Below are 14,969 nucleotides of genomic sequence, written 5' to 3' on the forward strand. Positions count from 1 at the left end.
CGAAGGGAATCGCATGACCGAGAACGTGCTCCGGGTGGGCATCGGCGGACCGGTCGGCTCCGGCAAGACGGCGCTGATCGAGGCGCTGGTGCCGGTGCTGATCGCGCGCGGGCACCGCCCGGCGGTCATCACCAACGACATCTACACCCAGGAGGACGCCCAGCACGTCCGCCGCACCCTCGCCGGGGTGCTCGACCCCGAGCGGGTGGTCGGCGTCGAGACCGGCGCCTGCCCGCACACCGCCGTACGGGACGACCCGACGATGAACCTCGCCGCCGGGGCCGAGATGCTGGAGCGCTTCCCCGACGTCGACACCCTGCTGTACGAGTCCGGCGGCGACAACCTCACCCTGACCTTCAGCCCGGTGCTGGTCGACCTCTTCCTGTTCGTCCTCGACACCGCCGAGGGCGAGAAGATGCCCCGCAAGCGCGGCCCGGGCATCACCGAGTCGGAGCTGCTGGTCATCAACAAGATCGACATCGCCCAGTACGTCCGCGCCGACCTCGGCATCATGGAGTCCGACGCCCGGCGGGTGCGCGAGGGCGGGCCGGTGGTGCTCACCAACTGCCTGACGGGGGAAGGGCTGGAGGAGATCGCCACCTTCCTGGAGACCTTCCGGAAGGTTCCGGCGTGACGGTGTCGGCGGAGGTCGTTACGGGGGAGGTCGTCGCGCGGGAGGTCGTTACGGCGAAGGCCGTCGCCGGGGAGGTGGTCACGGTGGAGCGGGAAGTGCCCCGGCTCGACCCCCGGCACTACGAGCCGGCCCGCGTCCCGTACCAGGTCCGCCGGTACGCCGGGACGCCCGACACCCTCGCGGTCGGGCGCCCCGGCAAGGTCGGGCTGCTGGAACTGGCCTTCGAGCGGATCGGCGGGCGCACCGAACTCACCGGCCACTACCAGAAGTCGCCGCTGCAGATCATGCGCCCGCTCTACTTCGACCCGGCCCGCCCCGACCTCGCCGTCACCTTCCTGATGTCCACCGGCGGCGGCATCCTCCAGGCCGACCGGCTGCGCACCGACATCCGCTGCGGCGCCGACACGGCTGTCCACCTGACCACCCAGGCGGCCACCAAGGTCTACCGGATGGAGCACGACTACGCGACGCAGCTGGTCAACCTGGAGGCCGGGCCGGGCGCCTACGTGGAGTACCTGCCCGAGCCGGTGATCCCCTTCGTCGACTCGCGCTTCTATCAGCGCACCGTACTGACCGTCGACGCCGGGGCGACGGTCCTGGTCGGCGAGACCGTGCTGGCCGGCCGCCTCGCCCGGGGCGAGCGCAACGCCTACCGGGTGTTCGCCTCCGACCTCGAAGTGCGCCGCCCGGGAGGGGAGTTGGTCGCCCTGGACACGGTACGGCTGGAGCCCTCCGGCGGCGGCGTGGCCGGTCCGGCCGTCCTCGGCGGGCACGACGTGATGTCCAGCCTGTACGTGCTCAGCCCGCTCGCCCCGGCGGCGCGGATCGCCGACGTGCTGCACGAGGCACTGGCGGAGCGCGGGCTGCTGTACGGGGTCAGCGTGCTGCCGCAGGACAGTGGCGCCTGGCTGCGGCTGCTCGACTCCGACACCCGGGCCTGCGCGGTCGCACTGCGGGCGGCCTGGGACGCGGTGCGGCGGCTGCTGATCGGGGTGCCGGCGCCGGAGCTGCGGAAGACCTAGGCTCTGCCGTCGTCCTGGAGGTCGTTGCTCGCCAGCCGGTCGACCAGCCGGGCCGCCGTGCCGCCGGGCCGCGTAAGGAGGTCTAGCCTCGTTTCGTGAGGGGGTAACCACCATGCGGCTTCCACGCTCAGCCCACACCCGACAGCCCTGGCGGATCCACGAGTTCGCCCAGGACTTCCGGATCGAGGACGTCTGGTCCTACCGCACCCCGGGCGCCGGGCCGGACGACTTCCCGGTGATGCTCGCCGCCCTGCAGGCCGCGCGCGGCCCGCAGTCCCAGTCCCTTCCGACCCGCGTCCTGTTCGCGATCCGCTGGAAGCTCGGTGCCCTCCTCGGCTGGGACGATCCCGCCGCCGGTCTCGGCACCCGCGTCCCGTCCCTGCGTGACCGCCTCCCGCAGGACCTGCGCGACACCGTCCGCCCCACCGACGGCCCCGGCCTGCCGCTCACCCCGGTGTACCGGACCGACACCGAGTGCGTCGCCGAGATCGCCAACCGCACCGTCCACGGCCTGATGCACCTCGGCTGGGTCGCCCTCCCCGGCGGCCGCCACGAACTGCGGATGGCCGTCCTGGTCAAGTGCAACGGGCGCCTCGGGCGCCTGTACATGGCCGTCATCGCGCCGTTCCGGCACTACGTGGTCTACCCCGGGATGACCCGACAGTTCGAACGCGCCTGGCGGGACCGGGCGGTGCCCTCCACGGGCTGAGGCGCGGGCGTATGGTCGCCGGGTGAGATCAAGGACACCGCGCCGCATCCACGTCGACGACCGCGACTACCGCTGGGTGGTCCGCCTCCGCGACAGCGCCCACGTGGACGTGCGCGTCTGGCGCGACCGCCCCGGCGGGCCGTACCGTCCGCTCGTCGCCACACGCCGCTTCGACGACCCGTGGCTGCACTACGGGGTCCTGCTGACGGCCCCGCCCGAACGCGTCCGCGAGATCCTCCAGTTGGAGCCCGTCAAGCCCGCCCTGGTCGCCGACCTGATCCGGGCGGGCCTCGCGGCCGGCTGGCAGCCGGAGGACAAGGGCGCCGCACTGGTCCTCGCGGCAGACGCCGCCTGCTCCTAGGCCTGTCGCTCCACGAACTTCCGCTGCCAGGGTGTCTCCACAGCATGCCGGCTGTAGTGTTCCCGCACGTAGGCGACCGCCTCCTTCGGCGGTACGCCGTCGAGCACCGCGATGCAGGCGAGCGCCGTACCGGTGCGGCCGCGGCCGCCCGCGCAGGCGAGTTCGACGCGTTCGGCGGCGCACCGCTCCCAGGCCTGCCGGAAGGCGTCGGCCGCGTCCGCGCGGTCCGCGGGCAGTCGGAAGTCGGGCCAGCGCACCCAGCGGCTCTCCCAGGGCAGCGGATTCGGCTCCCGGCCCAGCAGGTAGATGCCGAAGTCGGGCGAGGGGCCGGGCGGGAGCGGGTTGCGGACGCCGCGGCCGCGCAGCAGTCGCCCGGAGGGCAGTCGGAGCACGCCGGGGGCGGTGGGGTCCCAGGTGGCCGGGAGTGGACGGTCGGTCATGTCACCTCTCAGACGCCGGCGTGGCCGACGAGCTTCAGGCTGCGTTCCCACAGCTCCGCCCGGGCCCGCAGGTCGTAGGCCTGCCGGTCGGCGCGGGCCTCGCGCGTCCGGTCGTAGTAGCGGCCGGTGACGCCCGCGAGGGCCGGGTCGGTGACCAGCCGGTGGGTGGCGGTGACGCCGCCCTCAAGGCTGTCGATGGTGTAGCCGATCTCCTGCAGCACCATCTTGGTCGGCATGTACGTGGACGGGTGGAGGCTGTTGACGGTCACCTCGGCGGCCGGCACCCGCGCGGCGAGTTCGAAGCCGCAGGCGATCTGGGCGAGCTTGCTGCGGCAGTAGGCGCTGGTGCCGTTGTAGCCGCGTTCCAGCATGAGGTCGTCGAAGTCGACGGCCTCCTGTCCGGCCGAGGCGACGTTGACGATCCGGGCGGGGGCGGAGGCGCGCAGCAGGGGCAGCAGTTCGAGGCTGAGCAGGAATCCGGCCAGGTGGTTGACGGCGAAGCGCAGTTCGTGGCCGTCGGCGCTGGTGCGGCGGGTGCGGCCGTCGGGTTCGCCGCTGCCGACGCCGGCGTTGTTGACCAGCACGTCGAGCCGGTCGGTGGTGGCGCGGACCTCGGCGGCCAGGGCGCGGACCTGGGCGAGGTCGGCCAGGTCGGCGCGCAGGGTGACGGGGCGGTCGGTGCCCTGGGCCTCGGCGATCTCCTCGGCCGTGCGGTCGAGCCGGCCCTGGTCGCGCCCGTGCAGCAGCACGGTGTCGCCCTCGCCGGCGAGGCGGTGGGCGAGGGCGCGGCCGAGGCCGTCGGTGGCGCCGGTGATGAGGATCGTCCGTGGCGCGGTGGGCGGGGTCATCGGGGCTCCTGTGGCCGAAGGGGCGATGGCGGAACCGGTTCAGGATGCCACGTGCAGCCGCGCGGCGCCGGGCATCCCGGCGCGGTGGGCGAGGGCGGCCGCCTCACCGCGCGAGCTGACGCCCAACTTGGCCAGGATGTTGGCGACATGGAACTTCACCGTGGATTCGCTGATGTGCAGCGCCTCGGCGATGTCCCGGTTGCGGCGGCCCTGTGCCAGCTGGTCGAGCACCTCCAGTTCGCGGGGCTGGAGTCGTTCGAGGGGGTCGGTGGCGGTGGCGGGCGAGGGCAGGCCGAGCGGCAGGTCGACGGTCACGGTCGTCCCCCAGCCGGGGACGGATTCGACGACGTAGCGGCCGCCCAGGGCGGCGATCCGCTCGGCGGTGCGGTGGACGGTGAGGGCGTCGGCGGCGAGCAGGCCGAGGCCGTCGTCGCGCACCACCGCCCGCAGTTCGCCGTCGGCCGTGAACTGCCAACTCAGGTGCAGCCGGGTGGGTTTCTCCTGGTCCAGCATCAGCATGACGGCGACCCGGACGGCGTCCCGGGCGGTGTGGGCGGTGTCCGCGGGGACGGACCGGGTGGCGTCGGCCGGGGGTGCCAGGTCGAGCCGGACCCGGGTGTGCCGCAGCAGGGGGCGCAGCTCCCGGCCGAGCCGGGCGAAGGCGGCGTCGGCGGGTTCCTCGCTGAGGGCGCGGTCGAGGTCGGCGGCGCGGCGCAGGTCGAGCAGGGCGGTCACGGCGAGCTCGGTGGCGGCGCGGCGGGCGGCGGCGTCGTCCAGGTCGGCCGAGCGCAGCGGGGCGAGTACGGCGCTGAGCGCCGCGCTGTGGGTGCCGGTGAACTCGGCGATCGCCCGGGCGCGGGCGTTGGCGGAGGCGCGGGAGACCGCCGCGTGGGTGGGTGAGGCGTCGGTGACGCGGTGGTCGGTGTGGGCGACCACCAGCTCGCACAGCTGCTGGAGGACGGCCAACGCGCCGGGGGCGACCGGCTCGGCGGATGACCGGACCAGCACCAGGACCGTTCCCTTGCCGTCGCCCGGCGCGGCCGCGACCGCCACCACCGGCCGGGTGCGGCCCGCGAGTTCGGCCTCGCCCTGCCAGGGGCGGCCGGTCCCGGTCGTCCCGGCGGCCCGGTCGGCCAGCCGGGACAGCTCCAGGCCGGTGATGGCCTCGACCAGCTCGCGCGGGCCGTGGGTGTGGGTGGGGGAGTGGGCGCAGATGCCGCTGAGGTGGGCCAACGCCGTGTGCGGGACGAGCGTGCCGACCACCTCCGACAGCCGGGGCAGCACGTCGGGCCGGGGGGAGCGCAGCACCTCGACGGCCCGCGCCAGCGCGTCCTCGGGTCGGCCCCAGTGCTCCTGCCAGGTCTCGTCCATGCCCTCCACCCTAGTTCGGGGGCCGCTGCCGGCTGCCCCTCCGTTCGGCCAGGCCGGACTGTCCGAACGGCCGGCCGGAGGGGTGTGCCCGGCGTCGCAGGATGGATCCGTCGGAACGCAACGGGCTCCGGTGGTTCCCGGCAACTCCCGGCAACTCCCGGACGAGACAAGGACGAAGGAACTCCCATGACCAAGGCGATCGCCTTCCCCCGGTTCGGCGGCGCGGACGTGCTGCACCCGATCGAGATCGAGCTGCCCGCCCCCGGGCCCGGCCAGGTGCGGGTCGCGGTCCGCGCGGTGGGCGTCAACCCGCTTGACCACAAGCTGCGCAGCGGCGAGCTGGCCGGGTTCTTCCCGGTCACCTTCCCCGCCGTGCCCGGCTACGAGGTGTCCGGGGTGGTGGAGGCGGTCGGCGCGGAGGTGACCGGCTTCGCGCCCGGCGACGAGGTGTTCGGCGTCCTTATGGGCGGCGGCTACGCCGAACAGGCGCTGCTGGACGCGGACCAGCTGGCGCCCAAGCCGGCCACGCTGAGCTGGGAGGAGGCCGCGGCGATCCCGCTGGCGGCCGAAACCAGCGAGCGGGCGCTGGACGTCCTCGGCGTCCGGCCGGGGGAGACCCTGCTGCTGCACGGTGCGGCCGGCGGAGTCGGCACCGTACTGCTGCAGCTCGCCCGGGCGCGCGGCATCACCGTGGTCGGCACCGCGAGCGAGGCCAACCACGGCTACCTGCGCGAGCTCGGCGCGATCCCGGTGACCTACGGGGACGGCCTGGCCGATCGGGTGCGGGCGGCCGCGCCGGGCGGGGTGGACCGGGCGCTGGACGCGGCCGGGAAGGGCGGGGTGCTGCCGCTGTCGATCGAGCTGACGGGCAGTGCGGAGCGGGTGCTGACGATCGCCGACATCCCGGGCGCGCAGCAGTACGGCGTCCGCTTCAGCGGTGGCGCAGAGGGCGGCGAGACGTACCACCGGCGCGCCCTCGCGGCCGTGCTCGCGCTGCACGAGGCGGGCACCCTGCGACTGCCGCTGCACCGGGTGCTCCCGCTGGCGGAGGCGGCCGAGGCGCAGCGGATCAGCGAGCAGGGGCACGTGCGCGGGAAGATCGTCCTCACGGTGTGACCCGCTAGCTCTTTCCCTTGGGAGCGGTGAAGCTACTGGTGTCCAGCGAGAGGCCACCGATCGCCGCGATCGCCGCGGTGAGGACGCCGGCCGCGGCCGCGTTGTCATGTAGGTACAGCCACACAAGCGCCGTGATGGCAAGGGCGGCAGGCAGCGCATAGAAAACCAGGAACAGGCGGTCCTTCTCCGCTCTGGGGTTGATCGAGAGCCCCAGCAGTCCTGTTGCCAGTGCACCCAGCCCATTTCCCAGATCCGGCAGGTGCTTGGGCGGATGGAGCAGAATGCCCAGCAGCAGGAGGATCACCAGCACGAAGAGAACCAGCCTGGCCTTCACGACCTCCGGCATGGCACCGGTGCCATCGGGTGGTTGCTGTGCGGCGACCGCCGGCTCGTCGTCCGTCGTCTCGGAGATCCAGCGGAACTCGTCGCGATGCCTTGGCATGGCACCAGGTGTACTCCCAGGGTAGCCCCTGCGCACCTGTGGGTGCGCTGCCCGAGTGGCCGGACAGCCGGCGGCGGATACCTGGCGCAGTAGCGATCTATCGGGCGAACAGCTCGACCAGTGCCGAGACCCCGTCCGCGCCGTGGCCGGCCTCGACCGCGCGCTGGGTGACGGCGAGGGCGGCGTCCAGGACGGTGGTGTCCAGGCCGCGGGCCCGGGCGGTGCGGGCGACGTGGGCCAGTCCGGCCGCGGCGGAGGCCACGCTGCTGCGGTCGCCGGGGTGGCGGCGTTCGTCCGCCCGCCGGGCGAAGTCCTCGATCAGCGGCGGCAGTAGCTGCGGCAACCCCTGGGCGTACGGGGCGAGTTCGCCGCCGCTGATGCCTTCGGCGCGAGCCAGGGCGAGGGCGTGGACCCAGCCGTGCACGGTGGTCCAGAACAGGTCCAGCAGGGCCGCGTCGAAGGCCGCCGCCCGCCCGGGGTCGGTGCCGACGTGGCGCACGGTGCCGAGGGCGCGGAGCGTCGGCTCGTGCGCGGCGAAGGCCTCGGCGTCGCCGCTGAGCAGGACGGTGCCCTGGGGGCGGCCGATGGTCGGGGTGGGGGTGAGGATCGCGGCGTCGAGGAGGCGGAAGCCCCGGGCCCCGGCGTCGGCGGCGTTGGCCCGGGCGTCCTCGGGGGTGATCGAGGTGGCGTTGACGACGGTCCGGCCGCGCAGCGCCTGCCCGGCGGCGTCCAGCACCGCCCGGGCGGCCGCCTGGTCACGGACGCAGAGCAGTACGAGCCCGGCATCCGCGGCCGCCACGGCTCCGGCGGGGCTCCCGGCGGCCCGGGCGCCCTGCGCGAGCAGCTCGGCGTCCCGGCCCGCCGTGCGGTTCCAGACGGTGACGGGGTGGCCGGCGGCCAGCAGTGCCCCGGCCAGCGCCCGGCCCATCGGACCCAGGCCCAGGACGGCAACGCCGGTACGGGAAACAGGGGTTGAGGAAGACGGTTGGTTCGGCATGGCGGTTACGCTAGACCTTCACGCCGACGGCAGAGTCAAGGCCGGAGCCCGTCGGCCGGTCGATGGGAGGTGCCGCGATGCGGATCGGAGAGCTCGCCCGGCGGACCGGGGTCACCCCGCGCGCCCTGCGCTACTACGAGGAGCAGGGCCTGCTCGCCCCCGAGCGCCGTCCCAGCGGCTACCGCGAGTACGGCGACCGGGACGTGGACACCGTCCACGGCATCCGCACCCTGCTGGCGGCGGGCCTCAACAGCGCCGCGATCGCCGAGATCCTCCCGGGCCTGCCGCTGCCCGGGCAGCGCCGAGCCGGCCCGACCTGCCCGGAGCTGCTCGACGGCCTGGCCCGGGAACGGGACCGGATCACCCGGCAGATGGACGAACTCGCGGCCGCCCGGGCGATGCTGGACGCCATCATGGGCGCGGAGGCACCGAGCGAGGTGATCCGCACGCCCAGGCACGGCTGACCGGCCGTGGCCCTGCGGGACGGGAAACCGCTGGCGCGCGCCCCTGCGACGTGCTGAAGTGGTCGGATGGATCGTGATCATGTACTCGCCCTGTTCGACCAGCGGATCCGGCGCGACGCGCAGCCGGACGGCCCCGGCGTCCGTGTCGAGCGCGACGGCGCCGTGGTGCGCCAGGTGGGCGGGGAGCACGCCTGGAACGGCATCGTCTGGTCGGGTCTGGACGAGGCCGGGGCGGATGCCGCGATCGCCGCGCAGGTGAGCTACTTCACCGAGCTGGGGCTGGAGTTCGAGTGGAAGACCTACGCGCATGACCGCCCCGCCGACCTCGGCCGGCGGCTGCTCGCGGCCGGGTTCACCGCCGAGCCGGACGAGGCGCTGATGATCGCCCGGATCGAGGACCTGCCCGCCGGCCCGGGGCTGCCCGAGGGCGTCCGGCTGGAGCCGGTGACCGACCCGGCCGGGGTGGAGCTGATGATCGCGGCCCACGAGCAGGCCTTCGGGACCGACAAGCCCGGTCTGCGCGAGCAACTGCTCGACGGCCTGCGGCACCACTCGGACACGCTCAGCATGGTCGTCGCGATGGCCGGCGACCAGCCGGTGAGCGCCGCCCGGATGGAGCTGACCCCGGGTACGGGCTTCGCCGGCCTGTGGGGCGGCGGCACCGTCCCCGCCTGGCGCGGCCGCGGCATCTACCGCGCCCTGGTCGCCCACCGCGCCCGCCAGGCCGCCGAGCTCGGCTACGAGTACCTGCAGGTCGACGCGAGCGACCAGAGCCGCCCCATCCTGGAGCGGCTCGGCTTCGCGCGGCTGAGCACCACCACGCCGTACGTGTACCAGCCGTAGGCGGTGACGGAGGCCTGGCCCCCGGAGCGGCGGACACCGGGGGCCAGGAGTTCACGCCGTCCGGCTCAGTGCGCCGGGACCGCCACCGCCGTGACCTGCTGCTGTTGCAGGTGGGACGGGTTGGTGCCGTCGTCGTAGGTGGTCACCGAGGTGGTGTAGTCCGTCGTGCCGCCGATGGTGTTGCCGAAGTAGTCGCCGATGAAGGTGTTGGAGCCCTCGACCGGCGCGTCGAGCTGCGGATCGAAGGAGTGGGCGCTGAGCCGCAGGTTGTGGCCCAGCGGGCCGAGCGTCGGGTCGTAGAACTGGACGCTGGTGTCCACGCAGTAGTCGGTCGCATCGTAGGGCGCGCCCGGGTGCTTGGGGTTGGCGGTGTCCAGGGCCAGCCCGGCGGCCTGGGCCTCGGCGGTGCCGGCGGCGGCGCAGGGGAGCCGGCGGTCGTAGAAGGCGACGCTCACGGTGCCGTCGGCGCCGGTGGTCAGGTTGGGCTGGAACTCGTCCACCGGGGCGGCGTTGTCGTTGACCCGGACCGGGGCGCTCCAGCTCGCGCCGCCGTCGTAGGAGGCGGTGAGCAGGACGTTCACCACGCCGGTGGCGTAGTCCTCGTACGCGACGTACAGCGGGTAGTGGCCGTTCACCGGTCGGCTTCCGAGGGTGAAGGTGTCCTCGATGCCGTCGCGGAAGGTGGTGTTGGCGTACGAGCCGGGCGGCGGGGTGATGGTGCCCGGCAGGGTGGAGACCGTGGTCCAGGTCCGCCCGCCGTCGTGCGAGGCGTCCAGCATGATCGCGTCGCAGCAGAACCGGTGCGCCGGGTCGGAGTTGGTGAGGGTGGTGTACACCGTCCCGTCCGGTGCGACGTGGGGCAGCAGGTAGGTGGCGCCCTGCGGGGTGCTCGGCGGTTCGGGCAGCGTCTGCGGGGTCGACCAGTCGGTGTGGGTGCCGTCCGGGCGGGCGTCGGCGTAGGCGACGTAGGGCACGGGGGTCTTGCTGTGGAAGTCCACCCACATCGCGTAGATGCGGTTCAGGTGCGGGCTGTTGGGGTTGGTGTCGACGGCGATCCACTGCTTGTCGGGGCCGTTGCCGATGCTGTCGTACGTCGCCACGTAGTCCGGGTGGCCGCCGTGGGTGGTCAGCCACTGGGTGGCGGTGGTGGCGCCGTGCGGGCGGACAGCGACCGAGATGGCCTGGGAGGCGACCGCCGGGTTGGCCTCCTGGGCGGTGCCGGGGATGAAGTCGTGGCTGCCGTCGGCGTCGTAGACGAACTGGTAGGGCAGTAGCAGCGAGTAGTAGTTGCCCCAGGTGTCGAAGGCGCCGACCGGGTCGGTGTTGTCCGTCCAGCCCTCGTAGCCGGGGATGTGGCCCTGCACCGGCCAGCTGTGCCCGCCGTCGAAGGACTCGAAGAAGCCCAGCAGGTGGTTGTAACCCTCCGGGCTCACCACCCACTTGGAGGCGCCGATCAGGTGGTTCGGGTTCGTCGGGTCGACCCGCAGGTCCGACTCCGAGTGCCCCTTCACCAGTATCGGGGTCGCCGCCGGGTAGCCGGGGTTGCTGCCGACCTGGGTCGGGTACGGACCCGCCGCTCCGGTGTCCTCACCGGTGGTCGCACCGCCGGCCGGGCACGGCGTCATGCCGCTGTAGCCCTCCGCCGGGCCGCTGTTGACGGCGTACGGCACCTCGGGCCGGAAGCAGCTGGTCAGGGCGGAGGTGGCCTGCACGTTGCTCACGGCGTTCGCGGCCTGGCTCGCGGCGTAGGCGGCGTCGCTCTGGGTGCCCTGGGGGAGCGCGGGGGCGACGGCGGTGGCGGCGTTCGCGGCGTTCGCGGCGGAGGAGGGGAAGGGGGAGAGGAGCGACAGGCCGAGCAGCGCCGGGCCGAGCAGCAGAGCGAGTCTTCGAGTGCGCAACGGGGATGCCTCCTGCGGTCTGGGGGTGAACCTGGGGCAGTGCCTTGGGAGTTGCCGGAGCGCACCGATGGGGGCCGGGTGGGTCACCGACGCCTCGCGGCCCGATGACGGTATGGGTGCGGCGTCATGCCAACAAGGGCGGCGCCGGGAAGTTGACGTCCCGTTTGCCGGGGGCGTGGGCGGTCATTGCGTCCGGCCGGGGCTTGTCATGGGCCGGCGTCGGCCGCCGGGCCGTGCCGTGCCGGTGCTGTGTCGACGCAGGGCGCCGACCGGACGATCAGGCGGTACGGACCAGCGGGCGGTCAGGAGCCGAGCGCGAACCGCTCCGGCACCGGCTCGCCCGGTTCACCCGAGAACACCACCTCGCGCCGATGCAGCACGTGCACCACGGCGGCCCCGGCGAGCGTGCGCGGCAGCGACTGCGCGGCCAGCACGACCGTACGGCCCCCGGCCGCGGTGGCCAGCAGGTGGGCGTGCAGCCGGGCGGCGACGGCCGGGGCCAGCCCGCGTTCGGGCTCGTCGAGCAGGAGCAGCCTCGGCCGCGCCGCCAACGCCCTTGCGACGGCCACCAGTTGCTGCTGACCGCCGGAGAGCGCACCCGCGCGGCGGGGCAGCAGCGCGGTCAGCTCGGGGAACAGCTCCAGCGCCTCGGCCTGGCCGCCGCCGCCCAGGCCCAGGTTCTCGGCCACGGTGAGCGAGCCGAACACCCCGCGCTCGGCCGGGACCAGCGCGAGCCCCATCCGCACCCACTGGTGCACGGACAGGCCCGTGACGTCCCGCCCCCGCCAGTCCACCCGCCCGCCGGCCAGCGGCACCACCCCGGCCAGGGCGTGCAGCGCACTGGTGCGCCCGGCGCCGTTCCGGCCGAGCAGGACGGTGACGGCGGCGGCGGGGAAGGCGAGATCCACGCCGTGGAGCGCCTCCAACGGGCCGTAGCGGACCCGGGCGGCGCGCAGGGCGGCTTCGGCGGGCATGCGGTCACCTCAGGGTGGTCGGGTCCAAGTAGTGTGCGGACCAAGGGAGTCGGGTGCTCACGGCGCTCCTCCCCAGGCCCCGGTGACGCGGGCGTCCGCCAGCACGGCCGCCGTCGGACCGGCGGCGACCATCCGGCCCTGCGCCATCGCGTAGACGGAGTCGGCGAGTTCGGCCACCAGCTCGGCGTCGTGCTCGACCAGCAGCAGCGCCATGCCGCGCTCGGCGAGACCGCGCAGCACGGCCACCAGCTCGGCGTCGTGCTCGACCAGCAGCAGCGCCATGCCGCGCTCGGCGAGACCGCGCAGCACGGCCACCAGCCGGCCCGTCTGGGCCGCGTCGAGCCCCGCCGCCGGTTTATCCAGCAGCAGCACCCGCGGCCCGCCCGCCAACGCCCGGGCCAGCTCCACCAGCCGCAGCACCGCGACCGTCACCTACGCGCTCTCCCTTCGGGGCAGCGTCGTCGAGCCGAGCGCGACCGGGTAGGCCGTCCTCGACAACGGCACCTGGAAGGTCTCCCGCTCGACCCTGTGCGGGCTGCTCACCCAGGCCGGCGGCGCCAGCGCCACTCCCGTCCCCGGATGCAGCTGACCGCCCCGACGCGAGGGCGGGCCGCCGACGCACCCCCGCGCCGGCGGCTCGGCCGCGTTCCGGTCCTGCTGATCCTCATGCTCGTGTCGGCCCTCACGGGCTGCGGCACCCGGCTGCCGGACGGCGCCTTCACCGCCCGCGCCACCTCCACCCCGGGGACTCCCGCCGCGAGCACCGGCAACCCGGCCTCCGACACCGGCGTCACCGCCACCGAGATCCGGATCGGCATCGTCACCTCCCTGACCAGCCCGGTCGGCAGCGAGGTGTTCAGCGGCCCCCGGTACGGCGCCCAGGCGTTCTTCCAGGCCCTGAACGACCGCGGCGGCCTGCGCGGGCGCACGATCAAGCTGGTGACCTGCGACGGCGGCAGCGGCATCGGCAACCAGGACTGCGTGCACCGGCTGATCGACCAGGCGCACGTCTTCGCCTTCGTCAGCGGCAGCGTGCTGGACTACGCGGGCGCGCCGTACGTGAGCGGCAAGGCGGTGCCGGACATCGGCGGCCAGCCGATCGGCACCGCGTACGACCGCTGGCCGCACCTGTACGGGATCTACGCACCGACTACGCCTCCTCGCCGAACTGCCGCAACGCGCTCTGGGCCACCTCGTCGAGCCTGAACTACGAGGACGAGCAGTACCCGGCGGTGCACGACTTCCGCACCGCGATGGCCCGCTACCACCCGGACCGCGCCGCGCAGCTGTCCGCCTGGGAGCTGGAGGGCTGGGCGGGCGCGCAGTGGCTCACCGACGCGCCGGACTCCTGCGGCGCCGCGCCGACCCGCACCTGCGTGGAGGCCTTCCTGAACCGCGCCGAGCCCTACGACGCCCACGGGCTGATCCTGCCCGCCTCCTTCGTCCCGCAGCCGCCGCCCGGCGGACCGACCCGCGCCCGCCTGAACGCCGCCCGCTGGCAGGACTCCGCCCGGGGCGGGCAGGGGGGGCTGGGTCACCCAGGTGCCGGACATGACCGCCAACTGCTTCGAGGTGCCGCAGCTGCCGTACAAGCCGTGACGACCACGGCCCGGTACGGGGGTCTAAGGGAGCCGCTCGACCACCACCATCGCCGCGTCGTCGTCCAGCCGACGGCCGACGTGGGTGAGCAGGTCGCGGCGCAGGCGATCGAGGAGGACGGCGGGGCGCTCGGTCTGCCAGGCGGTGACCCGTTCGGTGAGCGGGTAGAAGCGGCGCTGGGCGTCCCGGGCCTCGATGACGCCGTCGGTGTAGATCAGCAGCCGGTCGCCGGGGCGGAACGGAAAGGTCTGCACCTCGTAGGTCACCGGGGCGAGCTCGCCGAGGCCGAGCGGCGGGGCGGGGTACCGGGTGGAGAGGGTGACGACACCCTCGGGGCGCAGCAGCAGTGGGGGCGGGTGGCCGCAGTCGATCAGGTGGACGAACTCGCCATCGTCGGGGATGTCGAGCAGGACGGCGGTGATGAAGGACTCGCCGCCCTCGTCCGGCGCGCTCTCGGGCGGCGGCTGGCGCCGGGACCGCTCGGGGCGCCTGGCTTCCGGGTGCTTGGCTTCGGGGTGCTTGGCTTCGGGGTGCTTGGCCTCGGCGCGGCGGGTTTCGGCGCGTCGGGTCTCGGCCTCTCGGGCCTCGGCCAGTTGGGCGAGGTCCCAGCAGACGCTGCCGTCCAGGTACGCGGCCAGGCTCGGCAGGTCGGTGTGCAGGTGGGCGGCGGCGCGGAAGGCGCCGAGCAGCAGGGCCGCGTCGCCGAGCGAGGACAGCCCCTTGCCGCGGACGTCGCCGACCAGCAGCCGGGTGCCGGTGGTGGTCCGGGCGGCCGCGTACAGGTCGCCGCCGACCTGCGCCTCGGCCTCGGCGGCCAGGTAGACGGAGGCCAGGTGCAGCGGCCCGATCCGGTCCGGAAGCGGGCGCAGCAGCACCCGCTGGGCGGCCTCGGAGACGGAGCGCACCCGTGCCAGTTCGCGTTCGTGCCGCTCGCGCAGCACCCGCAGGGCGACGATCAGCACCGAGACGATCAGCTGTGCGCTCAGCTGGGTCTCGATGTTGGCGCTGGTCAGGCCCTCCCGGACGGCGCCGATGACGGTGAGCGCGGCGAGGGCGAGCAGGGCGACCCCGGCGGTGGCCCGGGGTCCGGCGAAGGAGGCGGTGAGGGCGGGGGCGACGATCAGCAGCGGGCCGAGGTGGATCGCCGGCGGGGAGAGCACGTCGACGACGGTGATCAGGACGATCAGTGCGAGCGGCAGCGCCGTCATCACGCGGGGGTCGGGCCGCCGGGGGCGGGGGCGGGGGCGGGCG

16 protein-coding genes and 1 pseudogene are annotated in these 14,969 nt (G+C 74.4%); 8 read left to right on the forward strand and 9 right to left on the reverse strand.

Going from position 1 to position 14,969, the window contains the following annotated elements; genetic code table 11:
- Positions 1–13: 13 nt before the first annotated feature.
- The 4 genes from ureG to ACIG5E_RS00710 all read left to right on the forward strand — a co-directional run bounded on the left by ureG (position 14) and on the right by ACIG5E_RS00710 (position 2,726).
- Positions 14–634 carry an urease accessory protein UreG gene (ureG, locus tag ACIG5E_RS00695; protein WP_188310185.1) on the forward strand — a complete coding sequence of 207 codons (621 nt, stop codon included), beginning with the start codon at positions 14–16 and terminating at the stop codon, positions 632–634.
- Between the two features lie 74 nt (positions 635–708).
- On the forward strand, positions 709–1,656 hold the full coding sequence (locus ACIG5E_RS00700; RefSeq protein ID WP_396530995.1) for an urease accessory protein UreD: 948 nt from the start codon (positions 709–711) through the stop codon (positions 1,654–1,656).
- 112 nt (positions 1,657–1,768) lie between these two features.
- The gene (locus ACIG5E_RS00705) at positions 1,769–2,365 is read left to right on the forward strand and encodes a DUF2867 domain-containing protein (RefSeq protein ID WP_396530593.1); all 597 of its coding nucleotides are present in this window, start codon (positions 1,769–1,771) and stop codon (positions 2,363–2,365) included.
- 22 nt (positions 2,366–2,387) lie between these two features.
- Complete coding sequence (locus ACIG5E_RS00710) at positions 2,388–2,726, forward strand: hypothetical protein (RefSeq protein WP_396530595.1); 339 nt, start codon at positions 2,388–2,390, stop codon at positions 2,724–2,726.
- Here the strand turns inward: ACIG5E_RS00710 and ACIG5E_RS00715 are convergent.
- Genes ACIG5E_RS00715 through ACIG5E_RS00725 form a run of 3 tightly spaced genes read right to left on the reverse strand, consistent with a single transcriptional unit; the run spans position 2,723 to position 5,385 of the window.
- Positions 2,723–3,166: a protein phosphatase gene (locus tag ACIG5E_RS00715; protein WP_396530596.1), complete on the reverse strand. Its 444-nt coding sequence runs from the start codon at positions 3,164–3,166 to the stop codon at positions 2,723–2,725. The two genes, ACIG5E_RS00710 and ACIG5E_RS00715, sit on opposite strands and share 4 nt — an antisense overlap.
- A gap of 8 nt (positions 3,167–3,174) precedes the next feature.
- Entirely contained in the window at positions 3,175–4,014 is an 840-nt protein-coding gene (locus ACIG5E_RS00720; protein WP_396530598.1) for an SDR family NAD(P)-dependent oxidoreductase, read from the reverse strand.
- A 39-nt stretch (positions 4,015–4,053) separates the two neighbouring features.
- Complete coding sequence (locus tag ACIG5E_RS00725; RefSeq protein WP_396530600.1) at positions 4,054–5,385, reverse strand: LuxR C-terminal-related transcriptional regulator; 1,332 nt, start codon at positions 5,383–5,385, stop codon at positions 4,054–4,056.
- A 186-nt stretch (positions 5,386–5,571) separates the two neighbouring features.
- Here ACIG5E_RS00725 and ACIG5E_RS00730 point away from each other — a divergent pair, with 186 nt between their 5' ends.
- The gene (locus ACIG5E_RS00730) at positions 5,572–6,501 is read left to right on the forward strand and encodes an NADP-dependent oxidoreductase (protein ID WP_396530601.1); all 930 of its coding nucleotides are present in this window, start codon (positions 5,572–5,574) and stop codon (positions 6,499–6,501) included.
- 4 nt (positions 6,502–6,505) lie between these two features.
- On the opposite strand, the gene ACIG5E_RS00735 is transcribed toward ACIG5E_RS00730, so the two are convergent.
- Complete coding sequence (locus tag ACIG5E_RS00735) at positions 6,506–6,943, reverse strand: hypothetical protein (RefSeq protein ID WP_396530602.1); 438 nt, start codon at positions 6,941–6,943, stop codon at positions 6,506–6,508.
- A 97-nt stretch (positions 6,944–7,040) separates the two neighbouring features.
- Positions 7,041–7,940 (reverse strand): NAD(P)-dependent oxidoreductase, encoded by a 900-nt coding sequence (locus ACIG5E_RS00740; RefSeq protein ID WP_396530603.1) that lies wholly within the window; start codon positions 7,938–7,940, stop codon positions 7,041–7,043.
- A gap of 77 nt (positions 7,941–8,017) precedes the next feature.
- On the opposite strand from ACIG5E_RS00740, the gene ACIG5E_RS00745 reads away from it, so the two are divergent.
- Both ACIG5E_RS00745 and ACIG5E_RS00750 read left to right on the forward strand, forming a co-directional pair.
- The gene (locus ACIG5E_RS00745; protein WP_396530604.1) at positions 8,018–8,404 is read left to right on the forward strand and encodes a MerR family transcriptional regulator; all 387 of its coding nucleotides are present in this window, start codon (positions 8,018–8,020) and stop codon (positions 8,402–8,404) included.
- A 66-nt stretch (positions 8,405–8,470) separates the two neighbouring features.
- On the forward strand, positions 8,471–9,247 hold the full coding sequence (locus tag ACIG5E_RS00750) for a GNAT family N-acetyltransferase (protein WP_396530605.1): 777 nt from the start codon (positions 8,471–8,473) through the stop codon (positions 9,245–9,247).
- Between the two features lie 65 nt (positions 9,248–9,312).
- Here ACIG5E_RS00750 and ACIG5E_RS00755 read toward each other — a convergent pair whose 3' ends face one another.
- From ACIG5E_RS00755 to ACIG5E_RS00765, 3 genes are all read right to left on the reverse strand, one after another.
- Positions 9,313–11,145 (reverse strand): hypothetical protein, encoded by a 1,833-nt coding sequence (locus ACIG5E_RS00755; RefSeq protein ID WP_396530606.1) that lies wholly within the window; start codon positions 11,143–11,145, stop codon positions 9,313–9,315.
- A 302-nt stretch (positions 11,146–11,447) separates the two neighbouring features.
- The gene (locus ACIG5E_RS00760; RefSeq protein ID WP_396530608.1) at positions 11,448–12,119 is read right to left on the reverse strand and encodes an ATP-binding cassette domain-containing protein; all 672 of its coding nucleotides are present in this window, start codon (positions 12,117–12,119) and stop codon (positions 11,448–11,450) included.
- A 57-nt stretch (positions 12,120–12,176) separates the two neighbouring features.
- Complete coding sequence (locus tag ACIG5E_RS00765; RefSeq protein WP_396530609.1) at positions 12,177–12,551, reverse strand: hypothetical protein; 375 nt, start codon at positions 12,549–12,551, stop codon at positions 12,177–12,179.
- 234 nt (positions 12,552–12,785) lie between these two features.
- Between ACIG5E_RS00765 and ACIG5E_RS00770 the strand changes: the two are divergent.
- Positions 12,786–13,718, forward strand: a pseudogene (locus ACIG5E_RS00770) (ABC transporter substrate-binding protein).
- Between the two features lie 23 nt (positions 13,719–13,741).
- Here the strand turns inward: ACIG5E_RS00770 and ACIG5E_RS00775 are convergent.
- Positions 13,742–14,926 (reverse strand): SpoIIE family protein phosphatase, encoded by a 1,185-nt coding sequence (locus ACIG5E_RS00775; RefSeq protein WP_396530610.1) that lies wholly within the window; start codon positions 14,924–14,926, stop codon positions 13,742–13,744.
- Positions 14,927–14,969 lie beyond the last annotated feature (43 nt).

The organism is Kitasatospora sp. NPDC053057 (genome assembly GCF_044546945.1).
Classification (GTDB): Bacteria; Actinomycetota; Actinomycetes; order Streptomycetales; family Streptomycetaceae; genus Kitasatospora.